Here is a 20,916-nt window from a genome sequence, read left to right on the forward strand (position 1 = left end):
TTTCAGGATATATTCCGGCCTATGCTCTTCACGGCCCCCCGCATTTCGGATGCGCCGGCCAAACTTCCCGATCCCCCGCGACTGCGCGTCCTCGACCTTCTACGGTTCTGCGCGGCGCTCGGGGTGGTGCTGTTCCATTTCGGCGAGACCCGTGCCTGGGGCACGCCGAACGCCTTTCCCGCGCTGAGCGCGGTCACGATGTTCGGCGTCTACGGCGTGCGGCTGTTCTTCGTCATCAGCGGGTTCGTGATCCTGATGAGCGCCTGGGGCCGTACGACCGGCGAGTTCGCCGTCTCGCGGATCGCCCGGCTCTACCCCGCCTACTGGGCGAGCGTGCTCGTCCTCGGCGGGCTGGCCGTCGGCGGGCTGATCACCGATCACCGGCCGTCCCTGAGCGAACTGCTGGCCAACATGACCATGCTCCAGCACGGTCTGCGGATCAGGGACCTGGAGATCGTGTACTGGACGCTCTGGCAGGAGCTGGTCTTCTACGCGCTCATCGCGTGCTTCGCCGCGATAGGCATCACCTACCGCCGCTGCCTGGCATTCCTCGGCGGCTGGGTGTTCCTCCTCGTCATCGCGGAACGGGTGGACGCCGACCTCCTCCAGGCCGTGCTGGTGCCGTTCGCCGCGCCGTACTTCATCGCCGGGATGGCGCTCTATCTCATCCACCGCTTCGGCGGGTCGGTCTTCCCCTGGCTGTTCGTCGGGATCGGCTGGGTGCTCGCGCTCGTCAACGTGCTCGGAGAGAAGCCCGCCGCGTTCACCAGGTTCGGCCACTCCCTCGGGTCGGCGCTCGTGGTCGGCGTGATCTCGCTGATCTTCCTGGTGATGATCCTGGTGGCGCGGGGGTCGCTCGACCGGCTCGACTGGCGCTGGCTCACCACGCTGGGCGCGCTGACCTATCCGCTCTACCTCTTCCACCACCACGTCGGATTCCTGCTCATCCAGGCGCTGCACCCCGTGCTCGGGAACCGGCTCACGCTGCCACTGGTGGTCGCCGCCGTCCTGGCCGTCGCGTACGCCGTCTACCGGCTGGTGGAGCGGCCGCTGCAGCCCCGGCTGAAAGCCGCGCTCACCCGCTCCCTCGAGACAACCGCCGTCGTGGCCACCGCCGCCACCGCCGCCGCCACGGCCGCTGCCAACGCGGCGGCCACCGCCGTAGCCGGGGCGGCCACCGCGGTCGCCGAGACCTCCGAAGGAGGCGCCGGCGTGAACGCGGGAGAGCGCCCGCTGGCCCAGCCCGCGCCCGCCCAACGCACCCCGTAGCCGGTGGCCGTGCCTGCGCCACCATGCCCGCGCGGCCGCCGCGTCCTCCACATATCCGGACGCGACCAGTTGCTCGACGACAGACGTAGCGTCCGGCACCTCCGGATGGCTGTGGTGGAGCAGGTCGGCGATTTCACCGGGGGAACGGGTGCCGTCCATTAAGGTCAGGGCGGCCCACACCCAGCCGTACGGATCTTCGATCTCGGCGGCGATCCCGTAGATCTCGCCGCCGAGGCGAAGAGTCCCGTCCTCGTATCGGTGGGGCCGATGCTCGATCTTCACCCGGGGCAGGCGCACCAGGCGATCACCGCTTTTCCTGACTTTTCCTGTCAAGGAATCGGCTCGGCAGGCAGGCCCCGAGGCGTCGCGGCTACTTCTTGTCCGTCGAGGTCTTGGTCGAGGTCTTGGTCGAGGTCTTGGCCGGGGACTTGGTCGAGGTCTTCTTGGGGCGCGGCGGGTAGATCTCGCCGCCCTTGAGTTCACGGCCCTGCAGCAGGGTCGTGATGGTGACGAACCGGTAGCCCTGCTTCTCCAGCTTCGTCAGCACCCCCGGCATGGCCTTCACCGTCTCGGGGACGATGTCGTGCAGCAGGATGACCGCGTTCCGCTTGGCCCCGGCGAGCGTCCGCTCGGCGATCACCTTGGTGTTCCTGGCCTGCCAGTCGAGGGTGGAGTGGCTCCACAGGATCTGCGGCAGGCCCACCTCGGCCATGAGCTGGGCAAGGTGGGCGTTGGTGGCGCCGTTCGGCGGCCGCATCATCGTGGGCGCCTTGCCGATCGTCTCGTAGATGATGTCCGAGGTGCTGGTGATCTCGCTGAAGACCTCGTTGTCGGGCAGCTTGGTCAGGTCCGGATGGTCCCAGGTGTGGTTGCCGATCTCATGGCCCTCCGCGGCGATGCGCTGGGTCATCTCGGGCCGGTTGGCCACCTTCCGGCCCAGCAGGAAGAACGTCGCCTTCGCGTTGTGCTTCTTCAGGGTGTCGAGCAGTTCGGGGGTGTACGGCCACGGGCCGTCGTCGAACGTGAGGGCGATGCACTTGTATTTCGCGCAGTACGGCTCCGCCTTCGTCTTGCCACTCGTCTTGCTGTTCGTATCGTTCTCGGCCTTCGTCTGCTGCTGCGTCGTGGCCGGCGTGGCGGTCGCCGACGCCGCCGTCGCGGGGGTCACGCACACGCCGGCAGCGCAGAGACCGGCCATCAAAATCCTGATATTCCGCCACATGCCGCAGGATCTTAGTGAGAAACCCTGAAAATAGGCTTAGAGCGGCGGAACCGCGTCCTTGGCGCGCTGGAGGGCGAGATTCGGCCACCAGGCACCCCCCCGGGGGTGACGATGCCGTAAAGCGGGTCCTTCGGACCGGCCGTGCCCCGGTCGCATCGATCGTCCGACATGCCGGGCGGGGTCCTTCGCGAGGGCCTGGTCGACGATCCCCCGCAGCGCTGCGCGGCGGCCACCTCGCGCTGGAACCGGCGCTGGAAATCCGGATCGGCCGCCCAGTGCGGGTGGATCACCTTGACCGCCGCCTCGCGGTCTTCCGCGTCCCGGCCCAGGAACACGGTGCCCATGCCGCCCTGACCGAGTCTGCCGAGGATGCGGTGCGGATCGATCTGCCGGGGATCCGCGTCTCGCAACCCCTCGCCCTCGGCACCGGTCGTCATGTTCTCCCCAATTGAAGGCTTACGGCGTGATCCTAACGAGGCGTTCTCGGTGCTACCAGGTGAGGGATCGGTGGCCGCGGTCCCCTTTCAGCGCTCCTCAAGGTGGCTGAAAGCGTCTGAATGCAGACTGCCGTCGACAGCAGATCGAAAGGATTCCCGCCATGATCACCCGCCCCCTGGTCGGCATCGCCTTCGCGGCGGCCGGCATCCTCGCCCTCGCCCCGATGACCGCCTCGTCCGCCGGCGCCACCGCCGACACAACGGCCGGCGCGACGACCGGCGCGACGACCAACGCGACAGCCAACGGCAAGTGGGGTCCCTATTACGCCAGAGGGACGAAGGCCAAGGCGAACGGGAAGCTGACCGCCGCGCCGAAGGACGACCCCAGCCTGCCCAACCCCCTCGTCAAGGTCACCGGCAGCGTCGTCAGCCTGAGCCGTACGCCGTCGACCTGCGGGTGGGCCGTCTTCCGCATCAGCTACTTCGACTCCGCCAACCAGCCGCATTTGGCGTACCGCAATTACCGCACCTGCTCGTACGGCAAGGCGAAGAAGTTCGCGTTCTCGGCGAAGAAGGTGGGGGAGGTCGAGGTCAAGGTCTGCTCCGAGCGGAAGGCCGCCAAGCCGTCGCTCAACTGTCAGTACGCGGGCACCTGGAAGTCGCTCTACGTCTACTACAGGTAGAGCTGCCCGGAGTCATCTTCTAAGGTTGCGGTATGCCGCGATTCCGCTCGTTTCTCGAGACCATGGCCCCTTACAAGCCGGGCAAATCGGTGGTCTCCTCAGATGGCCGCTCGTACAAGCTGTCCTCCAACGAGAACCCGCATGAGCCGCTGCCCTCGGTGGTCGAGGCGATCGCCAGGGCGGCGACGGAGATCAACCGCTATCCCGATCCCGGCTCGGCCAAGCTCACCGCGGCGCTGGCCGAGCGGTACGACGTGCCGGCCGAGCATGTCGCATTGGGCGCGGGGTCCGTGGCGGTCGCCCAGCAGATCCTGGAGGCGGTCGGCGAACCCGGCGCCGAGGTGGTCTACGCGTGGCGCTCCTTCGAGGCATATCCGCTGCTCGTCGGCCTCGCCGGGGCGACGTCCGTCCAGGTGCCGCTGAAGGACGAGACCCACGATCTCGATGCGATGGCCGAGGCGATCACGCCGCGGACCCGCCTGGTCTTCGTCTGCAACCCCAACAACCCGACCGGCACGGTCAACCGGACGGCCGAGCTGCGCCGCTTCCTCGACCGGGTGCCCGACGACGTGCTCGTGGTGCTCGACGAGGCCTACCGGGAGTACGTCAGGGACGAGGACGTGCCCGACGGCCTGGACTTCTACCGCGAGCGCGGCAACGTCGCCGTGCTGCGCACCTTCTCGAAGGCGTACGGCCTGGCCGGGCTGCGGGTGGGCTACCTGATCGGGCAGGCAGCGGTGGCGGAGGCCGTACGCAAGACGCTGCTGCCGTTCGCGGTCAACCACATCGCGCAGGCCGCCGCCATCGCGTCGCTCGCCGCCGAGGACGAGCTGAACGTTCGGGTCGAGGAGGCCGTCAAGGAGCGGGACAGGGTGCGTGATGCGCTGGTGGCCCAGGGCTGGAAGGTCCCGCCCACGGAGGCGAACTTCGTCTGGCTCCGGGTCGGCGACCGCACGATGGAGTTCGCCGAGCACTGCGCCGCGGCCGGGGTGGCCGTACGGCCCTTCGCCGGCGAGGGCGCCCGCATCTCCATTGGCGACGCCGAGGCCAACGACACCTTCCTCACCGCCGCCGCGGCCTTCCTGACCTGACCCCGTCGGGGCCTCGCGACTCCTGTCGCCGCGGATAGCGGTCGGCTATCACGCTCTGGCGGCGGGACGCGTGGCCCCCGCTGAAGTCCCGGTCGAACCGCTCCAGGGTGCGGGACGTTACAGCCGGCTCGTTGTCATCCTCACCCGGTCGGGTGTCGACACGGCCCTGAAGGGCGTTGGTCTGGGCCGGGCTCTTGTCGTTGGACGCCTTCCGTCGCGTGGCGGAGGTGTCCGATCGGGCGGCGTGCCGGCCCTGCTGATCCACTGCGAAACCGAACCAGCGCGGACCTTCTACCTCAAGCTCGCGAGGTTCGAGACGAGTCCCACCGATCCGCCGCATCTCTTCCTGCTGCCGAAGGACATGCGGCGTGCCATCGAGGCACTTCGATAACGCGAGGACCCCGCATCTCCAACGAGGTCTTACTCCGCGCAGCTGCCGGTCTCCTGGCCCGACCGTGGTCGAGCGAGAGGGCGTCCGCCCGAAGCCGAATTCCCCGAAGTTCGGGATAAGTCGGTGACATGGCCAAAATGCGGCTTCGTGGATAAAGGGCAATATCTCTCCAAGGAATGATCAGTGACACGGCTGCGGGCCGTTCGGGTGGCTCTGCACGTGGTTTTCTTTCCTCCGCATCCAGTGGGAGCACACCGAATGGCTTGCCGCCTGGCGCCGGTGACGGCCGGTTTCGGTGACGCTCCAGCGCATTTCGCATCATCTACGAGGAGAGAACGCCCATGTTCGCGAAACCATCGCGTTTCCTGTCCACCGGCCTCGCGGCGGGTGCCCTGCTGGCCGCGATGGCCGTGTCCGTCGCGGCCCCGGCATCGGCGGCCCAAAGCAACGCGGATGACACGGCCGTGACCGCGCTCGACTACAACAGCACGGGCTGGCGATACCTCCAGGTGCCGTCCACGACCGACGTGCCCGCGTTCTACGAGCGGGGTTTCGACGACAGTGCCTGGAAGACAGGGCAGTCCGGCTTCGGCACCCCGACCGGCTGCTCGTTCAACACCCCCGCCAACGTCAAGACGCCGTGGGACATCAATACCGACATTCTCGTACGCCACTGGCTTCATATTCCGAGGGACGCGGAGCAGGTCCGAATTCAGGGAACGGTCGACAACGACGCGCAGGTCTATCTGAACGGTCATCTCGTGCAGACGGCCAAGAGCGGTTACTGCAACACCGGTGCGATCGACGTCGTCGTCCCGGCGAACTACCTCGACTGCTGCAATTTGCTCGCCATTCGCGGGCATGACTACGGCGGATCGGCCTACCTGAACGTCCGGGTCACCTACATCAAGCCCACCCGGGCGTAAACGCGCAGGGCCGGCCCTTTCGGTTTCGGGGGCCGGCCCTGCTCGCTCGCCTGGTCAGGCTTGGCGGTCGGTGAAAGTCAAACGCTGGTGACTTCGGCGGGAAGTTCGGAGCCCGTGGCTTCGAGGAAGGCCGTCCTGGCTCCTTCAGGATCGACCTGATATGCCTGACGGAGGAGCCCGGTAACCTCGGTCGTGAGAAGATGCCGGTCCTCGCCTTGGCCGAGTAGCCACACCTCGGCCAAGGCCTGAGCGGCTTCCCGTCCGCGATTTGCCCTGACGAGAAGCAGTCCTTGCGTCACAAGACCCTGTTCCAGGTCGTGCCGCCAGCCGTCTGGATGGATCTGGGTGAGCTCACGCAACATGCTGACGGTTTCTTGAGCTATGAAGATATTCTGCTCCGCCACCATTGAATCGAATTGTAACGAGACCTCGATCCGCAGTTCGTGCGAAAGATCATCCAGTGCCCGGGCCAATGGGAGCAGCCAGTTCCCATCGGGATCCACTTTGTGCAGGGTCCGATAGATGTTGACGATCACACTCCGGATCGAGGCCTGCTCATGCGGCTCGGTTCTGTCGCAGCGCCGGGTCAGGGCTGTTGCGAGATCGGGAAGCCAGGTGGCGTCCTCCTTCTTACGAACACGCCGTACATCTTCGTCGATGCGTTCCATGAGAGCGGCGAAGCGCCGCGAATACTCTTCTCTGCTCTCTAATTCTCCGCCTACGGCGTCGAGTACCCGCTCATACCTTTTGGGCAGGCCCTCTGGCCCTTCTTGATAGCGTGTCATCAGGAGGTCGATCAGGGTTCGACCGTATGATGCGATGCCTTCGAATTCCGGAGAGATGAACAGATGGCCCCATGCTTGAAACGCGTTGTTCAGCACTTCGATAGGTGATTTTGCGGCGAACGCCAGGGCATCCGACCATGGATTGCACATGAAGTAAGCTGTTTCGAGCGTTCTATCGGTCGGGATGGGGATTAGCGAGCCCATATGCCATTCTGGGTCTGAATTTCCGGTCTCGCCGCCATTCTTGTCGCCGATGTACCTGATGATCAATTTGTTGTCGCGGCTATCAGATGTCGTTCGCTGCGCCTGAAAACAATTGATCAGACTGGTGAAGGCCTCTCTGCTAAGCCTGGAATCCCACAGGGACGTCAGGCGCTGCCAGGGGATGCCGGGATGCTCGGCCTGCGAAAAAAGTTCGCTACCCGCTATGCCCTCGGCGCCGAGAGCACTGAGGATCACCAGGTTGGCGGTGTAGTAGGCGTACCGGGTGATGAAGGTCGACTGCTCCGCCAGATAGCCCGCGTAACTGTGATCGGTTCGCGTCTCGGCCCCGTGCAGCAGCCGGATGAGTAGTCCCTTGGCCCGGTCGCGATCCAGACCGGGCAGCAACTCGATCAGAAAATCGAGGGTCGGCTGTCGCTCGGTCAGCAGGGAAAATGACAGCAGCGCGTAGAGAAGCCCGTCCTCCAGCGGCGACGGACCGAAGAAGGCGTCGGCGTTCGTTTCACGCCTGATCATCGAACGAAGAACGTCACGGACCATTCGTGCGACCAGATACTCGCCGAATGTCGCGTGCAGGAACTCATACGTATGTAAGGACGCACCGTCTCGCACTGCGGAAGCCTGGTGAACGAAGAAGAACCGCCCGATCAGCTTGTCGGCCCGTGATAGTGGCGCCTGGAAGCTCGTGCTCTGGGCCGGGGGAGCCGGGAGCAGAGCGGTGAGGTCCGCTTCGAGTTCATCGGTGGTGACCCATTGCCTGCCGCGGTTGAACATCGCGAACGCCGCGACCGCGAGGTTGCGCAGTTCCAGCTCCACAGCCTGTGCGCTGTCCGACTCGGCCAGACCCGGTCGGTGCTTGCCCACCTCACGCCTGGCGAAGCGGGTCAGCAGCCGTTCGTACAGCTCGGCCTGGCTGAGCGTGGTCTCGCCGCGCTGGAGGGCGTTGCCGTCGGTGTCGTACAGGGCGAGCATCAGCAACAGCAGCGGCTGTGACGCCAACTCCCCGTGTGCCAGCACACATTCCGCCGGCAACGGATCCAGCCCGTGGGCGGAGAAATAGTCCCGGTTCGCGGAGTTCCATACCGACAGCCACCGACGAACCTGCACCTCGGTGAAGGGCTCGAGCCGCACGAGCAGGCATCCGTGCGGAAAGCGCATCCGGTCGGCGACGGTCGTCCGCGTGGTCACCAGCATGACCACCGGGCGGCCGAGTTCGGTCTCCCGGCGCTGGAAGTCGACGATCTGTGCCAGGTAGTCCGACCGGTGGACGCCGGTGGCCTGCAGCAGCTCGTCCAACCCGTCCAGCATGACGACCGGCAGCGCGCCGCCGGCGGACCGCACCAGCTCCGGCCAGCTCAGCTGCTCTCCGATGGCATCCCGGACGGCTGCCTCGATCTGCTCCTGGATCGTCCCGTCCGACGGCACCTCACGCAGGGGCACCCGTACCGGCAGATAGTCGCCCTCCGGCAGTCGGCCGGCGAGGATCCTGGTGAGCACGGACTTGCCGGCACCCGGCTGGCCGAGCACGACCAGCGGCAGCCTGGTCGCCTCAGGCGAGGTGAGATAGCGGGCCAGGAACGCCACGATATCGTCGTTCGGCTCGACTTGGTTCCACCACGATTCCACGCTGGGAACGGCGTGCTCGGCGTATTCGGTCATTCGAAAGTCCGGGTTCACGTACGCTTCGGCGAGCGTGGGCAGGCTCATCCCCATGGGAATTTCGCCCGACTGCGCGATCGGCCGACTGAGGACCGCCCGATGCGCACGGGAGAGCGTATGCGGGTGTCCCGGCCTCCTGATCTGGGCGGCGATTCGGGTAAGCAGCGCCTCCAACTCGCCCAGGCCCGTGGCCAGATGATGTCGTTCGATCGCGTCACGCCAGAGTGCGAACTCAGGAACATCCACCGCCAACTGCCGGTGGAGCTCCTCGTACTTCCGGCACGCGGTTTCGGGGAGTTCCTGCCGCAGGGCGCTTTCGGTCTGAGTCCACTCGGTGGCGTTCAATCGGTCTCGAACGGCCAGGCCGGAGACGAACGAGGCCAGCTCTGCCGCGAGTTCGCGGTAATACTGCCGAATCGAGTACAGAGTGTCGGCGTAGGAGTGATGTGCTCGGAAACCGGCCGGTTCGATGGTCATCACCTTCGCGATGAACGATCCCTGGTGTGTGCCGCCACCGGCCAACGTCACCTGTTCGTCCTTCGTGAGGCGGAGCTCCTTCGGGTCGAACGGCAACGGCATCTCATCGAGAGCCTGGAAGAACGCGGCGACGATGATGGCGGCGTGGGCCGCCTCGAGCCGCGCCGTACGGTCGTAGCGGTTCAGGCCCGTGACGCGGTCGCGAAGCTTGCCCGCCACATTGGTGCCAAGCCGTACGACCTCGTCCTTGACATCGAACAGGGAGAGGACACCGGCGATCGGGGTGGCATCGAGCAGCGCGCCGCCGAGGACCTTCGCCACCTTGCTCTCCTGGCCGAGAAGCCGAACCGCGTCCGAGTAAGTGATCCCTTTACGCACCGGTCACTCCAACCATCACTTCAGGCGATGCCGACAGCCTTCATGACCTTGGTAGCAGGCCCAATGGCCATAAGTAGCCAGACAGCGTGATCGTTATAGGCGGTTCCGGAATGTGTCGACATCCGCTGTTGGTCAGTCGGCTCAGGTTTCTGTGCAGGACTGAGGGGCCGGTACGCGTTTCGGTAGCGAGGTCGGCCTGCGGCGTTCGGTGGAGACGACGAGCGCGACGCCCACGACGATCAGTGCGCCGGCGACCAGCATGGTGGCCGTGACCGGCTCGGACAGGATGAGCCACCCGAGGATCACCGCCACGACCGGGTTCACGTACGCGTAGGTCGACGCCAGCGAGATCGGCGCGTTGCCGAGCAGCCAGATGTAGGCCGTGAAGCCGATGAGGGAACCCGCGAGCACGAGGTAGGCCAGGGCCGCCCACGACTGCCAGGTCACCTCGGCGAGATGCAGTCGCTCGCCCTTCGCCGTACCGAGGACGAGCAGCGCGACGCCGCCCGCAGCCATCTCGGCCATGCTGGCCACGAAGGGGTTCGCCGGCATCGTGATCCGCTGGGACATGAACGATCCGATCGACCACGACAGCGACCCCAGCACGACCACGGTGATCCCCACCCCGCTGCCGGCGGGGCCGCCGCCGACCGAGCCGAGTGAGAGGAACGCGACGCCGGCGAAGCCCACCAGCACCCCGGCCAGGGTGAGCGCGTGCGGCCGGTCGCGGAAGACCGCCCTGAGCACGATCAGCCACAGCGGGGTCGAGGCGACGAGCAGTGCGGCCAGGCCGCTGGAGATGTGCTGCTCGGCCACCGAGACCATGCCGTTTCCCCCGGTCAGGAGGAGGACTCCGACCAGTGCCGCGCCCCCGAGCTCCCGTCGCGTCATGCGCAGCGGCACGGCCCTCACGCGTAGGACCGTGCCAAGGATCAGCGCGGCCGCGATGAAGCGGAGTCCGCCGCTCATCAGCGGGGGCATGGTCTCGATGACGATCATGATGCCGAGGTACGTCGAGCCCCACACCACGTACACGGCTCCGAGCGCCGACCACACCCGCATGTCATGACCGTCTCGTCTCATAGGTCATGACAATAGACCCGGGGGGCGGACTCAGCGGTTCAGCTTCTCCACGATGAGCCGGTAGAGCTGGCGCGGACGGCCGGGCTGGGGTGTGCGGTTCGGCGGAAGCGGCCACGCTAGCCCCTCGTCAACCAGCGTGCGCAGCAACCGCCGGGCCGTACGCGGCGTGACGCTGAGCATCCGCCCGGCACTCTCGGCGTCCACGACGGTGTCGCCGCCCTCCAGCTTGGCGGCCAGGCGGGTGAGCACCTCGATCCCCTTGGGCTTGAGCGGCACGGCCGGGTGGGGAGGCGTGCGGGGCGGCGGCACCAGTGCCCGGCCCTCGCGGTCGACCGCGAACCCCTGTGTCTGCTTGCCGCCCTGGGTGCGGGCCAGCGCGCCCCGGGCGTGAGTCTCCGCCTCGTGCGCCGTCCGCCCCATGCCGATGCCCACCTCGACGGCCAGCCCGAGCTCGTCGCGGATCCTGGCGGCGAACGGAAGCATGCGAAAACCATCCGTGGCCGCCGAGATCGAGCCCTTGGTGCCGACCACGAGATAGCCGTGGTCGTCGATCGGCCACACGCTGGCGTTGATCCGGTTGGCCTCCTGGACGAGCAGGCGGTGCAGCGACAGCCGCAGCTCGTCCCGCCAGAAGCGAGGCGAGGTCCGTCTTATCGGCTCGCGCAGCGTCGGCACCTCCACCAGCACGACGGTGAGCTGAGACTCCTCCAGCCGATGCCGGGTGCCGAGCAGCGCCGCCGTGTGCAGCGCCGTACGGACCGCGGCGGCGGTCGGGCGGACCGGTACGGCGGGCACCCCGGCGGCCGACAGCCGGTCGGCCACCCCCTGTACGCATGTCAGCGCCCCGGTCGTCGACCCCTGGCGCATCAGTCGTTCATGAAAGGCCGCGATCGTGTTGACCGAGCCGGTGTCCTCCCGGCTGTGCACCTCGCTCGACGGGAGGTTCAGATCGACGTAGGCCTCGTCGATCTCCGAACGGCCCACCACGTCGATGCTCACCCGCCGGGGATCGATCCGGTCGTCCAGAGCCGCCCGTGCGATCGCCGCGACCAGAGCCGCCCCGCCGAGTTGCACGTGGGTGGCGGGCATCGTCAGCACGCCGGCCCGCCGGGCGAGCTCGAAGGGCACCGGGCTCGCGAAAAGGCAGGCGTCCACCCCGGGACCCAGCCGCGTGACCTTGTCCGCCGCTTCCTGCTCGTCCCGATAGGCGGCCGCGACCAGGCGACAGGGCACCGGGGCGGCTGAGTGCCCCATGAGCATCACCCTTTCGACCAGGTCATGTGACCCGACCACACCGATGGTGAGGTCCGGTGCCACCGTGCTCAGACGCGATCCGCGCGGATTCTCTTCCGTGCGCTCGACCAATGTTCGTCCCATCCCACGTGCCTTCGTCGTCATGGCTTCCATTGGAACGATCGCTGGTTAGGGCCGAAATGTCACGCCCGGATTTACCGGAATACCATTCGGGTGTCGCAGGCCCGGTCTCTACAATGCAATGTTTGCGCTGGTCAAGACGGAAAAATGGGATTGCAGGCTCACGCCTCGCTCAAAGTGGAAATTTCATGTTCCACATCTGCGCCGAGCGCCTGCATGCGCTGGGCGAGCGCCGCGTGACCGCGATCGATGAGATATCCCGATCCGATCGTGGTCTCGCCCTCGGCGGCCAGGCCCGCGAGCACGAGCGCGATGCCGGATCGCAGATCGTGCGCGGTCACCTCGGTGCCGTGCAGCGGGGTGGGACCGTGTACGACCGCGCGGCTGTCGTCGACCTCGATGTTCGCACCCATCTTGTTCAGCTCGCCGGCGAGAGCGAATCGGCCGTCGAAGATGCGCTCGTGGATATAGCTGGATCCCTCCGCCAGGCACGCGACCGTCATCAGCGGCGACTGCAGGTCGGTGGCGAAGCCGGGGTAGGTGTCGGTGATGACGTTGATCGGGCGCAGCGCCCGCTCCCGCCGGACGTGCAGTACGGCGCCGTGGGTCTCGAACTCGACGCCCATCTGCTCGAGCTTCCAGCGGACCACGCCCAGGTGCTCCAGGGAGGCGCCGACCAGGTTCACCTCGCCGCCCGTGATCGCCGCCGCCATCGCGAACACGCCCGCGTCGAGCCGGTCGGGCATGACCGTGTGCTCGACCGCGGTCAGCTCGTTCACTCCCTCGACCGTGATGAAGCCGGTGCCGCCACCGCGGATCCGTGCGCCCATCCGGCTCAGCATGGCGATCACGTCGAGGACCTCGGGTTCGAGCGCCGCGTTCTCGATCACGGTGGTGCCCCTGGCCAGCGAGGCCGCCATGATCAGATTCTCGGTGCCCGTGTGGGAGGGCGTGTCGAGGTAGAGCGGATGGCCCACGAGCCCGGCGGCCTTGATGTGGATGACGCTCTCGCCCTCGTCCACGACCGCGCCGAGGCGCTTGTAGCCGAGGTAGTGGAAGTCCAGGTTGCGGCTGCCCAGGTTGCAGCCGCCGATGCCCTCGATGACCGCTTCGCCGAGCCGGTGGAGCAGGGCCGGCACGAACAGCACGGACCCGCGGAACCGTCGCGCGATCGCGGCGGGCAGGACGGGACTGGTGAGCCGGGAGGCATCGATGACGAGCGTTCGCTCGGTCTCGTGGAACTCCACCTTGGCGCCCACGGCCTGTGCGAGCTCGACCGCCCGGCGCACATCTTCGATCACCGGCACGTTGCGCAGCACGGTACGGCCCTCGGCCGCCATCAGCGCCGCCCCGATCATCGGCAGCACGGCGTTCTTCGCACCCTGGATGAAAGCGGTACCACGCAGCACGTTGCCACCACGGACGCGGTAACGAACCATGGACGAAACTCCTATGTTGGGGGAGGGATGGGGGATCCGCATGAGGCGGCGGCTTTGCCTCAGCGTAGCCCCTGATCCGGATGGTTCAGCCGAACTCGCACGGGCTCCTGTGACGGGGGTGACCGTACGGTCCGGGCTGGTTTGAGCAGTGCCCCGGGCCGGGGCGCTGAAACAGGCCTGTTCACAGGCTCCGTTCAGGCCCCGTTCAGATCCGAGGTCGGGCTCGGGCCTGATCGGACCAGGCTCAGACGGACCTGATCGCACCAGACCCCGACAGACCCAGCCACGCCCGGACAGAGCCGGCCCAGACCAGGCTCAGGCGCCGGACGCGTGCAGGGCGATGTCGGAGCGGTGGTGGGAGCCCCGCATCGTGATCTCGCCGAGCGCGTCGTAGGCGCGCGTCCTGGCCTCGGCCACGTCCGCCCCGGTGCCGACCACGTTGAGCACCCGCCCGCCGTTCGACACGAGCCGTCCGCTCCCGTCCAGGGCGGTCCCCGCGTGCAGGACGTACGCCCCCTCGACACCGATGGGGAGGCCGTCGATCGCGTCGCCCTTGACGGGATCGGCGGGATAGTTCTCCGCGGCCAGTACGACCGTCACGGCCGCGCCGCCTCGCCAGCGCAGCGGTTCGTGCGCGGCGAGGGCGCCGGTCGCGCAGGCGAGCAGCAGGCCGCCGAGCGGCGTCTCCAGCCGGTCGAGCACGACCTGCGTCTCCGGGTCGCCGAAGCGGGCGTTGAACTCGATGACGCGCGGGCCCGCCTCGGTCAGCGCCAGGCCCGCGTACAGCACGCCGGTGTACGGCATGCCGCGGCGGGCCAGCTCCGCGACGGTCGGCAGCACGATCTCGGACATGACCTGCTCGGTGAGGCCGGCGGGAGCCCACGGCAGCGGCGTGTAGGCGCCCATTCCTCCCGTGTTCGGCCCCTTGTCCCCGTCGTAGGCGCGTTTGAAGTCCTGCGCCGGCTGCAGCGGTACGGCGGTCACGCCGTCGCACAGTGCGAACAGCGACACCTCCGGACCGTCGAGATACTCCTCGATGACGACCCGTTCGCACGCCCCGGCGTGCGCCAGGGCCTCGTCCCGGCCGTCGGTCACGACCACGCCCTTGCCTGCCGCCAGGCCGTCGTCCTTGACCACGTACGGCGGGCCGAACTCGTCGAGCGCGGTGGCGGCCTCCGCGTCGGTCACGCAGGTGCGGGCCCGGGCGGTCGGCACGCCGGCGGCCAGCATGACGTCCTTGGCGAACGCCTTGGACCCCTCGATCGCCGCCGCCTCCCGCGACGGGCCGAAGCACGGGATGCCGGCCGACCTGACCGCGTCGGCGACTCCGGCGACGAGCGGCGCCTCGGGCCCGATGACCACGAGGCCGACCTCCAGTCGCCCGGCCAGTTCCGCCACGGCCGCGCCGTCGGTCGCGGCCACCTGATGCAGTTCGGCGATCTCGGCCATGCCCGGATTCCCGGGCGCGCAGTGGACTTCGGTGACGGTGGGGTCGAGCCGCAGGGCACGGCAGAGGGCGTGCTCGCGCCCCCCGCTTCCAATGACTAGTACGCGCACCGGCATATTGTCTCGCACCGCCCCGACCCGTCCTCTCCCCGCCGAATCCCCAGAGCCGAATCCCCGCAGCCGAATCCCCCCGCGGATTCTCGTGAAGCCCAATCGGATGCCACAGGTATGGCCAGGATGTGCCGGCCGCTTTCGGCAGGAAGTGCATGATCGGCCATGCTTCCTGGGGGTACCCTGGTAAAGGTGCTGTCCTGTGGTAGGTTGGGCAGGCTGTCAGTGCTGTCTTGTGGCGATTGGAGGTGGTCCGGGATGAACCCTGGTGATCCTGTCAGTACGTGCCGGCGCACGTGCGACGTGCGCATTCCCGACCACCTTGAGACCAAAGCCTGAGGGGCAGCTCACGCCTGTAATTGAGGGGTGACATCACGTCGCGCGGAGAGCGTGCCGGCTCGGGCGGGAAAGGCTCGCCATGCGCTCCTCGATTCTTTTCACCCGCATCAACAGGCACGGCAGGATGATTCCCCCTCGCCTCAACGGGGCCGTGTCGGCCACCGCAACGGGGCCGAGCGGCCCGCCGGACGACTCCGTGGTGGAGTTCGGCGCCTACGTCGGCGGTGAGAAGGTCGCGGCCCAGGGCATCCCCGAGGCGGTCAGGCTGGTCCGCGAGCACAACCACGACAGTCCGGTCCCCGACGCCTACGTGTGGGTCGGCCTGCACGAACCCGCCGCTCCCGAGGTCGAGTGGCTCGCCGAGCTCTTCGGTCTGCACCCGCTAGCCGTCGAGGACGCGATCAAGGCGCACCAGCGGCCCAAGGTCGAGCGGTACGGCGACTCGCTGTTCGTCGTGCTCAAGACCGTTGCCTTCGTCGACCACGACGCGACCGCCGGCTCCGGTGAGATCATCGGCACCGGCGAGATCATGCTGTTCGTCGGGCCCGACTTCGTGGTGACCGTACGGCACGGCGGGCACTGTCCGCTCGGCGACGTACGCGAGCGGATGGAGACCGAGCCGAAGATGCTGAAGCGGGGGCCGGTCGGCGTGCTGCACGCGATCGCCGACCACGTGGTCGACAGATATCTGCACGTCGCCGACCAGATGCAGGCCGAGCTCGAAGAGGTCGAGGCCGCCGTCTTCGCCGAGGTGAGCTCTCGCGACATCAATCGGATCTACCAGCTCAAGCGGCAGATGCTGGAGCTCAAGCGGGCCGTCGGTCCCCTGCAGACGCCGTTCAGCGCGCTGCCGCAGCGCCGCATGATCCCCTCAGAGATGCGGGAGTACTTCCGCGACGTGGGAGACCACCTCTCCCGGGTGTGCGAGCAGGTCCAGGCCTCCAACGAACTGTCCGACTCGATTCTGCAGGCCGCGCTCGCGCGCTCCAACGCGCTGGCGAACGAGGACATGCGGAAGATCTCGTCCTGGGTCGCGATCATCTCGGTCCCCACGATGATCGCCGGAATCTACGGCATGAACTTCGAACACATGCCGGAGGTCAAGACGGCCTGGGGCTACCCCCTCGTGATCGGCCTGATGGTCGTGGCCTGCACCCTCCTCCACCGCGCTTTCCGTCGCAACGGCTGGCTCTGACCGTCCACGTCTCGGTTGACCCCCAATTTCCCCCGGTCCGGAACCTTGATGGTCGGACTTCGAAGTCGCCCTGAGCCCGGGGGTGAGATTATCCCCCGGGCCACCCCTGCGCTCATCCGGCGCTCATCGAGCGTGTCGTGCATCTCGCCGACGAAGGCCCCCTTTGAGGAATGCAGCCCGCTCTACAGCAGCACGGGAAGGGCGATAACGGGAAGGGCGCTAACACGGGAAGGGCGCTAAGAAGGCGCTCACCATGATCAAGCGGCGGCCTCGACCTGACGTTATGGTCGAGTCGGTGTCCTAACCTGGAAATCGTCGAGGATCTCGACTATCGTCTTCTCGGAGCCCACATTTCCCGGAATCACGACATAGTCGAGCGGACGAGAGAAACGATCGCTCAGCCGCCATACGGAAACCCCTGGCACGATCTGTCCCTGAACGGTCGCGCATGTTGCGCCGATGCCGGTGCGAGCGACTTCGGCCGAGGTGATTCCCCCCTTCGAGACGACGAGGTCGAAGTGCTCGACCAGCTCGGACACACAGGTCGTCAAGGCTTCCATCACACGCTGACCGTGTCGCAAGGTCCCGTGCTCCTCATTGCGGTTCCGCTCAGACGAGATCACGACTAGCGGCGACTTATCGAGGCGTCGCTCGGCGGTCGCCGCGAGTTTCTTCCCCGCAGTGATCGGGTCGGCGAGTGCTTCGGCGGTCTCAAGGACGACGGATGGTCCCCAGCGCTCCTCGACGGCGCGCAACTGCGCACTGGCCGCCGCTGTATGCGATCCGCATACGAGCAGCGTCGCCCGTGGCGGCTGGAGGGCCGGGCGAAATGGGGTGGTGCTGCGCACGCCTGCCAGCTCGGCGGCGAGAGGGGCGCCGCACCGCACGACGATTCTCCGGCCACGGGCGCTCGCACCCGTGATGGCGTCGGCGATGGCGGCGATGTCCTGGTCGTTTTCGACGTCGGGCAATACGACGCTTCCGCTGGGCGCCTCGTGAAGCACCCGTAGGAGGCCGTTGGAGCGAACGGAGGCAAGGCTGATGCTCACTGGGCGGAAGGACGACTTCTCGCGTACGTAGTCCGTGAGCGTCGAACTGTGGAAGGAGAAGACCGGATCATCGGCGAACTCCGTTTGATGGGCCGGTACATCCACTCCATCGATGGAGACGTAATGAACGTTGTCGAGGGTCCTGCGGCCGCCCGCAGGGAAGGCCGGCACGAATACGAGCACGGAGTCGGGATCCATGAACTGCGCGGATTCGGCGAAAACGTGGCCGCGCAGTGTGGAGTCTCCTCGGAGCACGAAGCGTACTTCGACGCCGAGGGCTTCGGCCGCCGCGTTGGCGTTGCGACGCACCTCGTTGACCAGCTCGACGGCGGCCGCCTCGTCGATTGATCGGGTGTTGGTCAGAATGTAGACACTCGGGTTCTCCTTGAGCGCGTTCAGTATGGTCTCTCTGTCCCACGAGAAGAGAACGCGGACTCCCGTAGCGCTCTGGGTACCCGTGGGGTCGTCGTCCAGCACCACAGTGCGGACATCTTTTCTTGTCGCCGTCATCTCGTTAGAGCGTGTCTTTCTAGTTGATACCGGGCCGAGCGCCGGAATGGTCGTCGACTTTCGCTCGGTCCCGCAACGCACGCAATTTCACTCCTTCGATGTGGTCGCTCATCGCGGCGTATGCCCGCTCCGGCTCGCCACTCTCGATGGCATCCACGATGGCGTTGTGTTCGCCGACCGCATGATTGACGTCCGAACGGCCGACCGCCCCGAACAGCCGAAAACGCTGAACGTGCGCTTCGAGTGATTTATAAGCACGGAAGAGGAACGGATTGTTCGCCTGCTGGGCGATGAGGTCGTGGAACTCCTCGTCGGTCTTGCGATACTCCCCGTAACTCCTCTCTCGCCCGGCGAGCGATTTCATCTCTGCCACGTTCGTCCGAAGGGCCTGGATGAAGGCGTCGTCCGCATTGAGGCAAGCAAGGCGTGCGTTCGGCCCCTCTATGATCGATCGCGCATCCGTCAGCTGCAGGAGTTGCTCTGTTGTGATCAACTGGCCGGCACGATAGCCGCGCAGAGCCTCTCGTTCGACGAGTCCGGTTGCCTCGAGCCGTGCCAAGGCCTCCCTGATCGGGGTCGCAGAAACGGACAATTCCCGAGAGAGCGAATCGATGTTCACCGCCGCGCCTGCCTGAATCGTTCCGTCGATCAGTTGATCGAGGAGGATCTCGTAGATGCTGTCGGCGAGGGATCGACGGGAAGGTCGCGATGCTGAGTGTCCATATTGAGGGGACATGCCGCAGTTCTTCGCTTTCTGTCGTCGTAGATCTGGTTCCGCGGCCGACGCACTGTGGCGCCGGCCGCAGAACGAGGGAGAGCCTCAGCTCTCGTCTTCGATCTTGCCTGTCTTCAGGTTGCGGTCCACCACGTCGGCGATCCTCGCGAGGAAGGCATCCTTGCCGGAGACGACGTTGACATAGAAGTCATCGACGTTCTCCTTCGTCACCGGCGCCATCGTGTACGTGTAGTTCGATTCCGCGTTCTCACCCTTCACGACCTGGTGGAGCGCAGCGAGGCCGGCCGCGAACTCGGTCCGGGCGTGCTGCATCTGCGAGCCGATGAAGCGCCCGTCCTTGATCGCGTTCAGTCCGTCCTCGGTGGCGTCGACTCCGACGACCGCGACGGTCTTTCCGGCTTCGGTCGCCGCCTGGACGGCACCCAACCCGATTTCGTCACCGCACGCGATCACACCGTCGATGTGCGGGACAGCGGTCATCCAGTTCTTTACCTTGTCGATGGCTTCCGCGATGTTCTGCGCTCCGTCCTTGGCGACCGTCTCGACATCGGGGTATTTCGCGAGCACTTCCTCCATGCCCTTGGTGCGCTGAATCTCGTACGACGCACCCAGCAAGCACTGCAGGATCGCCACCTTGCCCTTGCCGTCGAGGTGGTCCATCATCATCTGCGCCGCTTGACGGCCGGCCGCGACATTGTCGGGAAGTACGGCGACATCGACCGAACTGTCGTCTTGCACTGTGGCGTTGACGAAACCAATCTTGATCCCCGCGTCTTTCGCTGCCTTCAGTTGCGGAGCGAGGGAGTCGAACTGAACGGGAGCGACCAGGATCCCGTCGACGCGCGCCTGGATGTACTGGTCGATCTGGTTGGCCTGGGTGGCGACGTCACCGTTGGCGGAGTTCCAGAGGAGTTCGATGTCGCGGGCCTTGGCGTATGCTTCGATTCCTTCCTTGCCCTGTGCGGCGAAGTTGTCCTGGCCGTAGACGGTCACGCCGATCCGCACGCGGTCACCGTCGCCTCCTGCGCTGCCCGGACTGTCCGATGTGCTGCATGCGCTCATGCCGAGGGCCAGCGCCGCTGCGGCGGCAATGCCGAGCACCCGAGTCTTGAGAATCCTCATTTTACTTTTCTTTTCCTTTCGTGTGGTCGCATCGGTGCGGCCACGTCGTCAGATGGGGGCTGCCTCAACGGTTGAGTCTGCGGATTGCGAACACGTCGACACCGACGGCGGTCGCGATCAGTAGCCCCTTGATGACGTCCTGCCAATAGGAGGGGATGAGCATGATGTCGAGGCCGTTGTTGAGCGTCTGGATCAGTAGGAGTCCGATCGCCGTGCCCCACACGGTGCCGCGGCCGCCGAAGAGGCTTGCGCCGCCGATCACGACCGCCGCGATCGCGTCGAGTTCATATCCGGCTCCGAGGCTCGGGGCGGCGTTGACGACTCTCGACGAGAGCAGGACTCCCGAGATTCCTGCGAGGAGACCGGAGATGGCGTACACCTGGAACCGCACGCGGCTTACCTTGATCCCGGCGATCTCGGCCGCGACGGCGTTGCCGCCGACCGCGTAGATGCGGGTGCCGAACGCGAACTTGTGCAAGAGCACGCCGATGACGAGAAGACCGATGAACATCAGCCAGACCGGGACGGGCAGGCCGCCGAGGCGAGTATTGGCGAGTTCCCCATACGCGGCTGGGATGCCCAAGATCGGCGCACCCTTGCCGACCGCGTAGGCGAGCCCACTCGCGGCGGTCAGCGTCGACAGGGTGGCCACGAAAGGAGCAATGGCGAATACGGATACCAAGAGCCCGTTCACGATCCCGACCGCAAGGCCGACGAGCACTCCGATCGCGAAGCCCAGCCAGATTCTCGAGGGGTCGTTGACCGCGAACCAGGCCGATGTCATGGCACTCAGCGCGATGACCGAGCCGACCGAGAGATCGATGCCTCCCGTCAGGATGACCAACGTCTGGCCCAGCGCGATGAGCGCGAAGGGCGCGGCGGCGATGAGGATGGACTGAAGGTTCTGAGGGGAGGCGAATCGTGGGGTCGCAAGAGTGAACACCAGCACCGCGATGAGCATGACGCCCACCA

Annotated in this window: 17 protein-coding genes; 6 read left to right on the forward strand and 11 right to left on the reverse strand. The window is 66.6% G+C overall.

From position 1 onward, the window contains the following. Window positions 1–21: 21 nt before the first annotated feature. On the forward strand, window positions 22–1,269 hold the full coding sequence (locus AP234_RS18980) for an acyltransferase family protein (RefSeq protein WP_055480999.1): 1,248 nt from the start codon (window positions 22–24) through the stop codon (window positions 1,267–1,269). A gap of 370 nt (window positions 1,270–1,639) precedes the next feature. Here AP234_RS18980 and AP234_RS18985 read toward each other — a convergent pair whose 3' ends face one another. Next, window positions 1,640–2,467, reverse strand: coding sequence for a polysaccharide deacetylase family protein (locus tag AP234_RS18985; RefSeq protein WP_055481000.1), 828 nt, complete (start codon window positions 2,465–2,467; stop codon window positions 1,640–1,642). A 35-nt stretch (window positions 2,468–2,502) separates the two neighbouring features. Further along, on the reverse strand, window positions 2,503–2,928 hold the full coding sequence (locus tag AP234_RS18990) for a hypothetical protein (protein ID WP_055481001.1): 426 nt from the start codon (window positions 2,926–2,928) through the stop codon (window positions 2,503–2,505). A gap of 161 nt (window positions 2,929–3,089) precedes the next feature. On the opposite strand from AP234_RS18990, the gene AP234_RS18995 reads away from it, so the two are divergent. From AP234_RS18995 to AP234_RS19005, 4 genes are all read left to right on the forward strand, one after another. Then, window positions 3,090–3,611 carry a hypothetical protein gene (locus AP234_RS18995; RefSeq protein WP_055481002.1) on the forward strand — a complete coding sequence of 174 codons (522 nt, stop codon included), beginning with the start codon at window positions 3,090–3,092 and terminating at the stop codon, window positions 3,609–3,611. A 32-nt stretch (window positions 3,612–3,643) separates the two neighbouring features. After that, complete coding sequence (gene hisC / locus AP234_RS19000) at window positions 3,644–4,702, forward strand: histidinol-phosphate transaminase (protein WP_055481003.1); 1,059 nt, start codon at window positions 3,644–3,646, stop codon at window positions 4,700–4,702. 244 nt (window positions 4,703–4,946) lie between these two features. Further along, window positions 4,947–5,093: a hypothetical protein gene (locus AP234_RS37330; RefSeq protein ID WP_160330469.1), complete on the forward strand. Its 147-nt coding sequence runs from the start codon at window positions 4,947–4,949 to the stop codon at window positions 5,091–5,093. A 341-nt stretch (window positions 5,094–5,434) separates the two neighbouring features. Then, a complete protein-coding gene (locus AP234_RS19005) occupies window positions 5,435–6,019 on the forward strand; it encodes a hypothetical protein (RefSeq protein ID WP_055481004.1) in 585 nt (194 codons plus the stop codon). Window positions 6,020–6,096: 77 nt separating this feature from the next. Here AP234_RS19005 and AP234_RS19010 read toward each other — a convergent pair whose 3' ends face one another. The 5 genes from AP234_RS19010 to purD form a co-directional block, all read right to left on the reverse strand. Beyond that, complete coding sequence (locus tag AP234_RS19010; protein ID WP_431998805.1) at window positions 6,097–9,540, reverse strand: NACHT domain-containing protein; 3,444 nt, start codon at window positions 9,538–9,540, stop codon at window positions 6,097–6,099. A 141-nt stretch (window positions 9,541–9,681) separates the two neighbouring features. After that, window positions 9,682–10,623, reverse strand: coding sequence for an EamA family transporter (locus AP234_RS19015; protein WP_055481006.1), 942 nt, complete (start codon window positions 10,621–10,623; stop codon window positions 9,682–9,684). Between the two features lie 30 nt (window positions 10,624–10,653). After that, window positions 10,654–11,883, reverse strand: a complete 1,230-nt coding sequence (locus AP234_RS19020; RefSeq protein ID WP_055481063.1) for a GTP cyclohydrolase IIa — start codon at window positions 11,881–11,883, stop codon at window positions 10,654–10,656. A 275-nt stretch (window positions 11,884–12,158) separates the two neighbouring features. Further along, window positions 12,159–13,436: a UDP-N-acetylglucosamine 1-carboxyvinyltransferase gene (gene murA / locus AP234_RS19025; RefSeq protein WP_055481007.1), complete on the reverse strand. Its 1,278-nt coding sequence runs from the start codon at window positions 13,434–13,436 to the stop codon at window positions 12,159–12,161. A gap of 315 nt (window positions 13,437–13,751) precedes the next feature. Further along, a complete protein-coding gene (gene purD / locus AP234_RS19030; RefSeq protein ID WP_055481064.1) occupies window positions 13,752–14,993 on the reverse strand; it encodes a phosphoribosylamine--glycine ligase in 1,242 nt (413 codons plus the stop codon). Between the two features lie 463 nt (window positions 14,994–15,456). On the opposite strand from purD, the gene AP234_RS19035 reads away from it, so the two are divergent. Then, entirely contained in the window at window positions 15,457–16,527 is a 1,071-nt protein-coding gene (locus AP234_RS19035) for a magnesium and cobalt transport protein CorA (RefSeq protein ID WP_235558245.1), read from the forward strand. A gap of 281 nt (window positions 16,528–16,808) precedes the next feature. Here the strand turns inward: AP234_RS19035 and AP234_RS19040 are convergent, their stop codons facing one another. The 4 genes from AP234_RS19040 to AP234_RS19055 all read right to left on the reverse strand — a co-directional run bounded on the left by AP234_RS19040 (window position 16,809) and on the right by AP234_RS19055 (window position 20,905). Continuing rightward, window positions 16,809–18,086 (reverse strand): four-carbon acid sugar kinase family protein, encoded by a 1,278-nt coding sequence (locus AP234_RS19040; protein ID WP_055481009.1) that lies wholly within the window; start codon window positions 18,084–18,086, stop codon window positions 16,809–16,811. A gap of 19 nt (window positions 18,087–18,105) precedes the next feature. Further along, complete coding sequence (locus tag AP234_RS19045) at window positions 18,106–18,822, reverse strand: GntR family transcriptional regulator (RefSeq protein WP_055481010.1); 717 nt, start codon at window positions 18,820–18,822, stop codon at window positions 18,106–18,108. A gap of 84 nt (window positions 18,823–18,906) precedes the next feature. Next, a complete protein-coding gene (locus AP234_RS19050; protein ID WP_055481011.1) occupies window positions 18,907–19,944 on the reverse strand; it encodes a substrate-binding domain-containing protein in 1,038 nt (345 codons plus the stop codon). A 64-nt stretch (window positions 19,945–20,008) separates the two neighbouring features. Continuing rightward, entirely contained in the window at window positions 20,009–20,905 is an 897-nt protein-coding gene (locus AP234_RS19055; protein WP_200926588.1) for an ABC transporter permease, read from the reverse strand. Window positions 20,906–20,916: the final 11 nt, after the last annotated feature.

The organism is Sphaerimonospora mesophila (genome assembly GCF_001417795.1).
GTDB classification, from domain to species: Bacteria; Actinomycetota; Actinomycetes; order Streptosporangiales; family Streptosporangiaceae; genus Sphaerimonospora; species Sphaerimonospora mesophila.

Excerpts from the sequence above, each read along its gene's own strand:
- AP234_RS18980 (WP_055480999.1), top strand. The coding sequence starts at position 22 with ATGCTCTTCACGGCCCCCCGCATTTCGGATGCGCCGGCCAAACTTCCC.
- AP234_RS18985 (WP_055481000.1), bottom strand. The coding sequence starts at position 2,467 with ATGGCCGGTCTCTGCGCTGCCGGCGTGTGCGTGACCCCCGCGACGGCG.
- AP234_RS18990 (WP_055481001.1), bottom strand. The coding sequence starts at position 2,928 with ATGACGACCGGTGCCGAGGGCGAGGGGTTGCGAGACGCGGATCCCCGG.
- AP234_RS18995 (WP_055481002.1), top strand. The coding sequence starts at position 3,090 with ATGATCACCCGCCCCCTGGTCGGCATCGCCTTCGCGGCGGCCGGCATC.
- hisC (WP_055481003.1), top strand. The coding sequence starts at position 3,644 with ATGCCGCGATTCCGCTCGTTTCTCGAGACCATGGCCCCTTACAAGCCG.
- AP234_RS19005 (WP_055481004.1), top strand. The coding sequence starts at position 5,435 with ATGTTCGCGAAACCATCGCGTTTCCTGTCCACCGGCCTCGCGGCGGGT.
- AP234_RS19015 (WP_055481006.1), bottom strand. The coding sequence starts at position 10,623 with ATGAGACGAGACGGTCATGACATGCGGGTGTGGTCGGCGCTCGGAGCC.
- AP234_RS19020 (WP_055481063.1), bottom strand. The coding sequence starts at position 11,883 with ATGCTCATGGGGCACTCAGCCGCCCCGGTGCCCTGTCGCCTGGTCGCG.
- murA (WP_055481007.1), bottom strand. The coding sequence starts at position 13,436 with ATGGTTCGTTACCGCGTCCGTGGTGGCAACGTGCTGCGTGGTACCGCT.
- AP234_RS19035 (WP_235558245.1), top strand. The coding sequence starts at position 15,457 with ATGATTCCCCCTCGCCTCAACGGGGCCGTGTCGGCCACCGCAACGGGG.
- AP234_RS19040 (WP_055481009.1), bottom strand. The coding sequence starts at position 18,086 with ATGACGGCGACAAGAAAAGATGTCCGCACTGTGGTGCTGGACGACGAC.
- AP234_RS19045 (WP_055481010.1), bottom strand. The coding sequence starts at position 18,822 with ATGTCCCCTCAATATGGACACTCAGCATCGCGACCTTCCCGTCGATCC.
- AP234_RS19050 (WP_055481011.1), bottom strand. The coding sequence starts at position 19,944 with ATGAGGATTCTCAAGACTCGGGTGCTCGGCATTGCCGCCGCAGCGGCG.
- AP234_RS19055 (WP_200926588.1), bottom strand. The coding sequence starts at position 20,905 with ATGCTCATCGCGGTGCTGGTGTTCACTCTTGCGACCCCACGATTCGCC.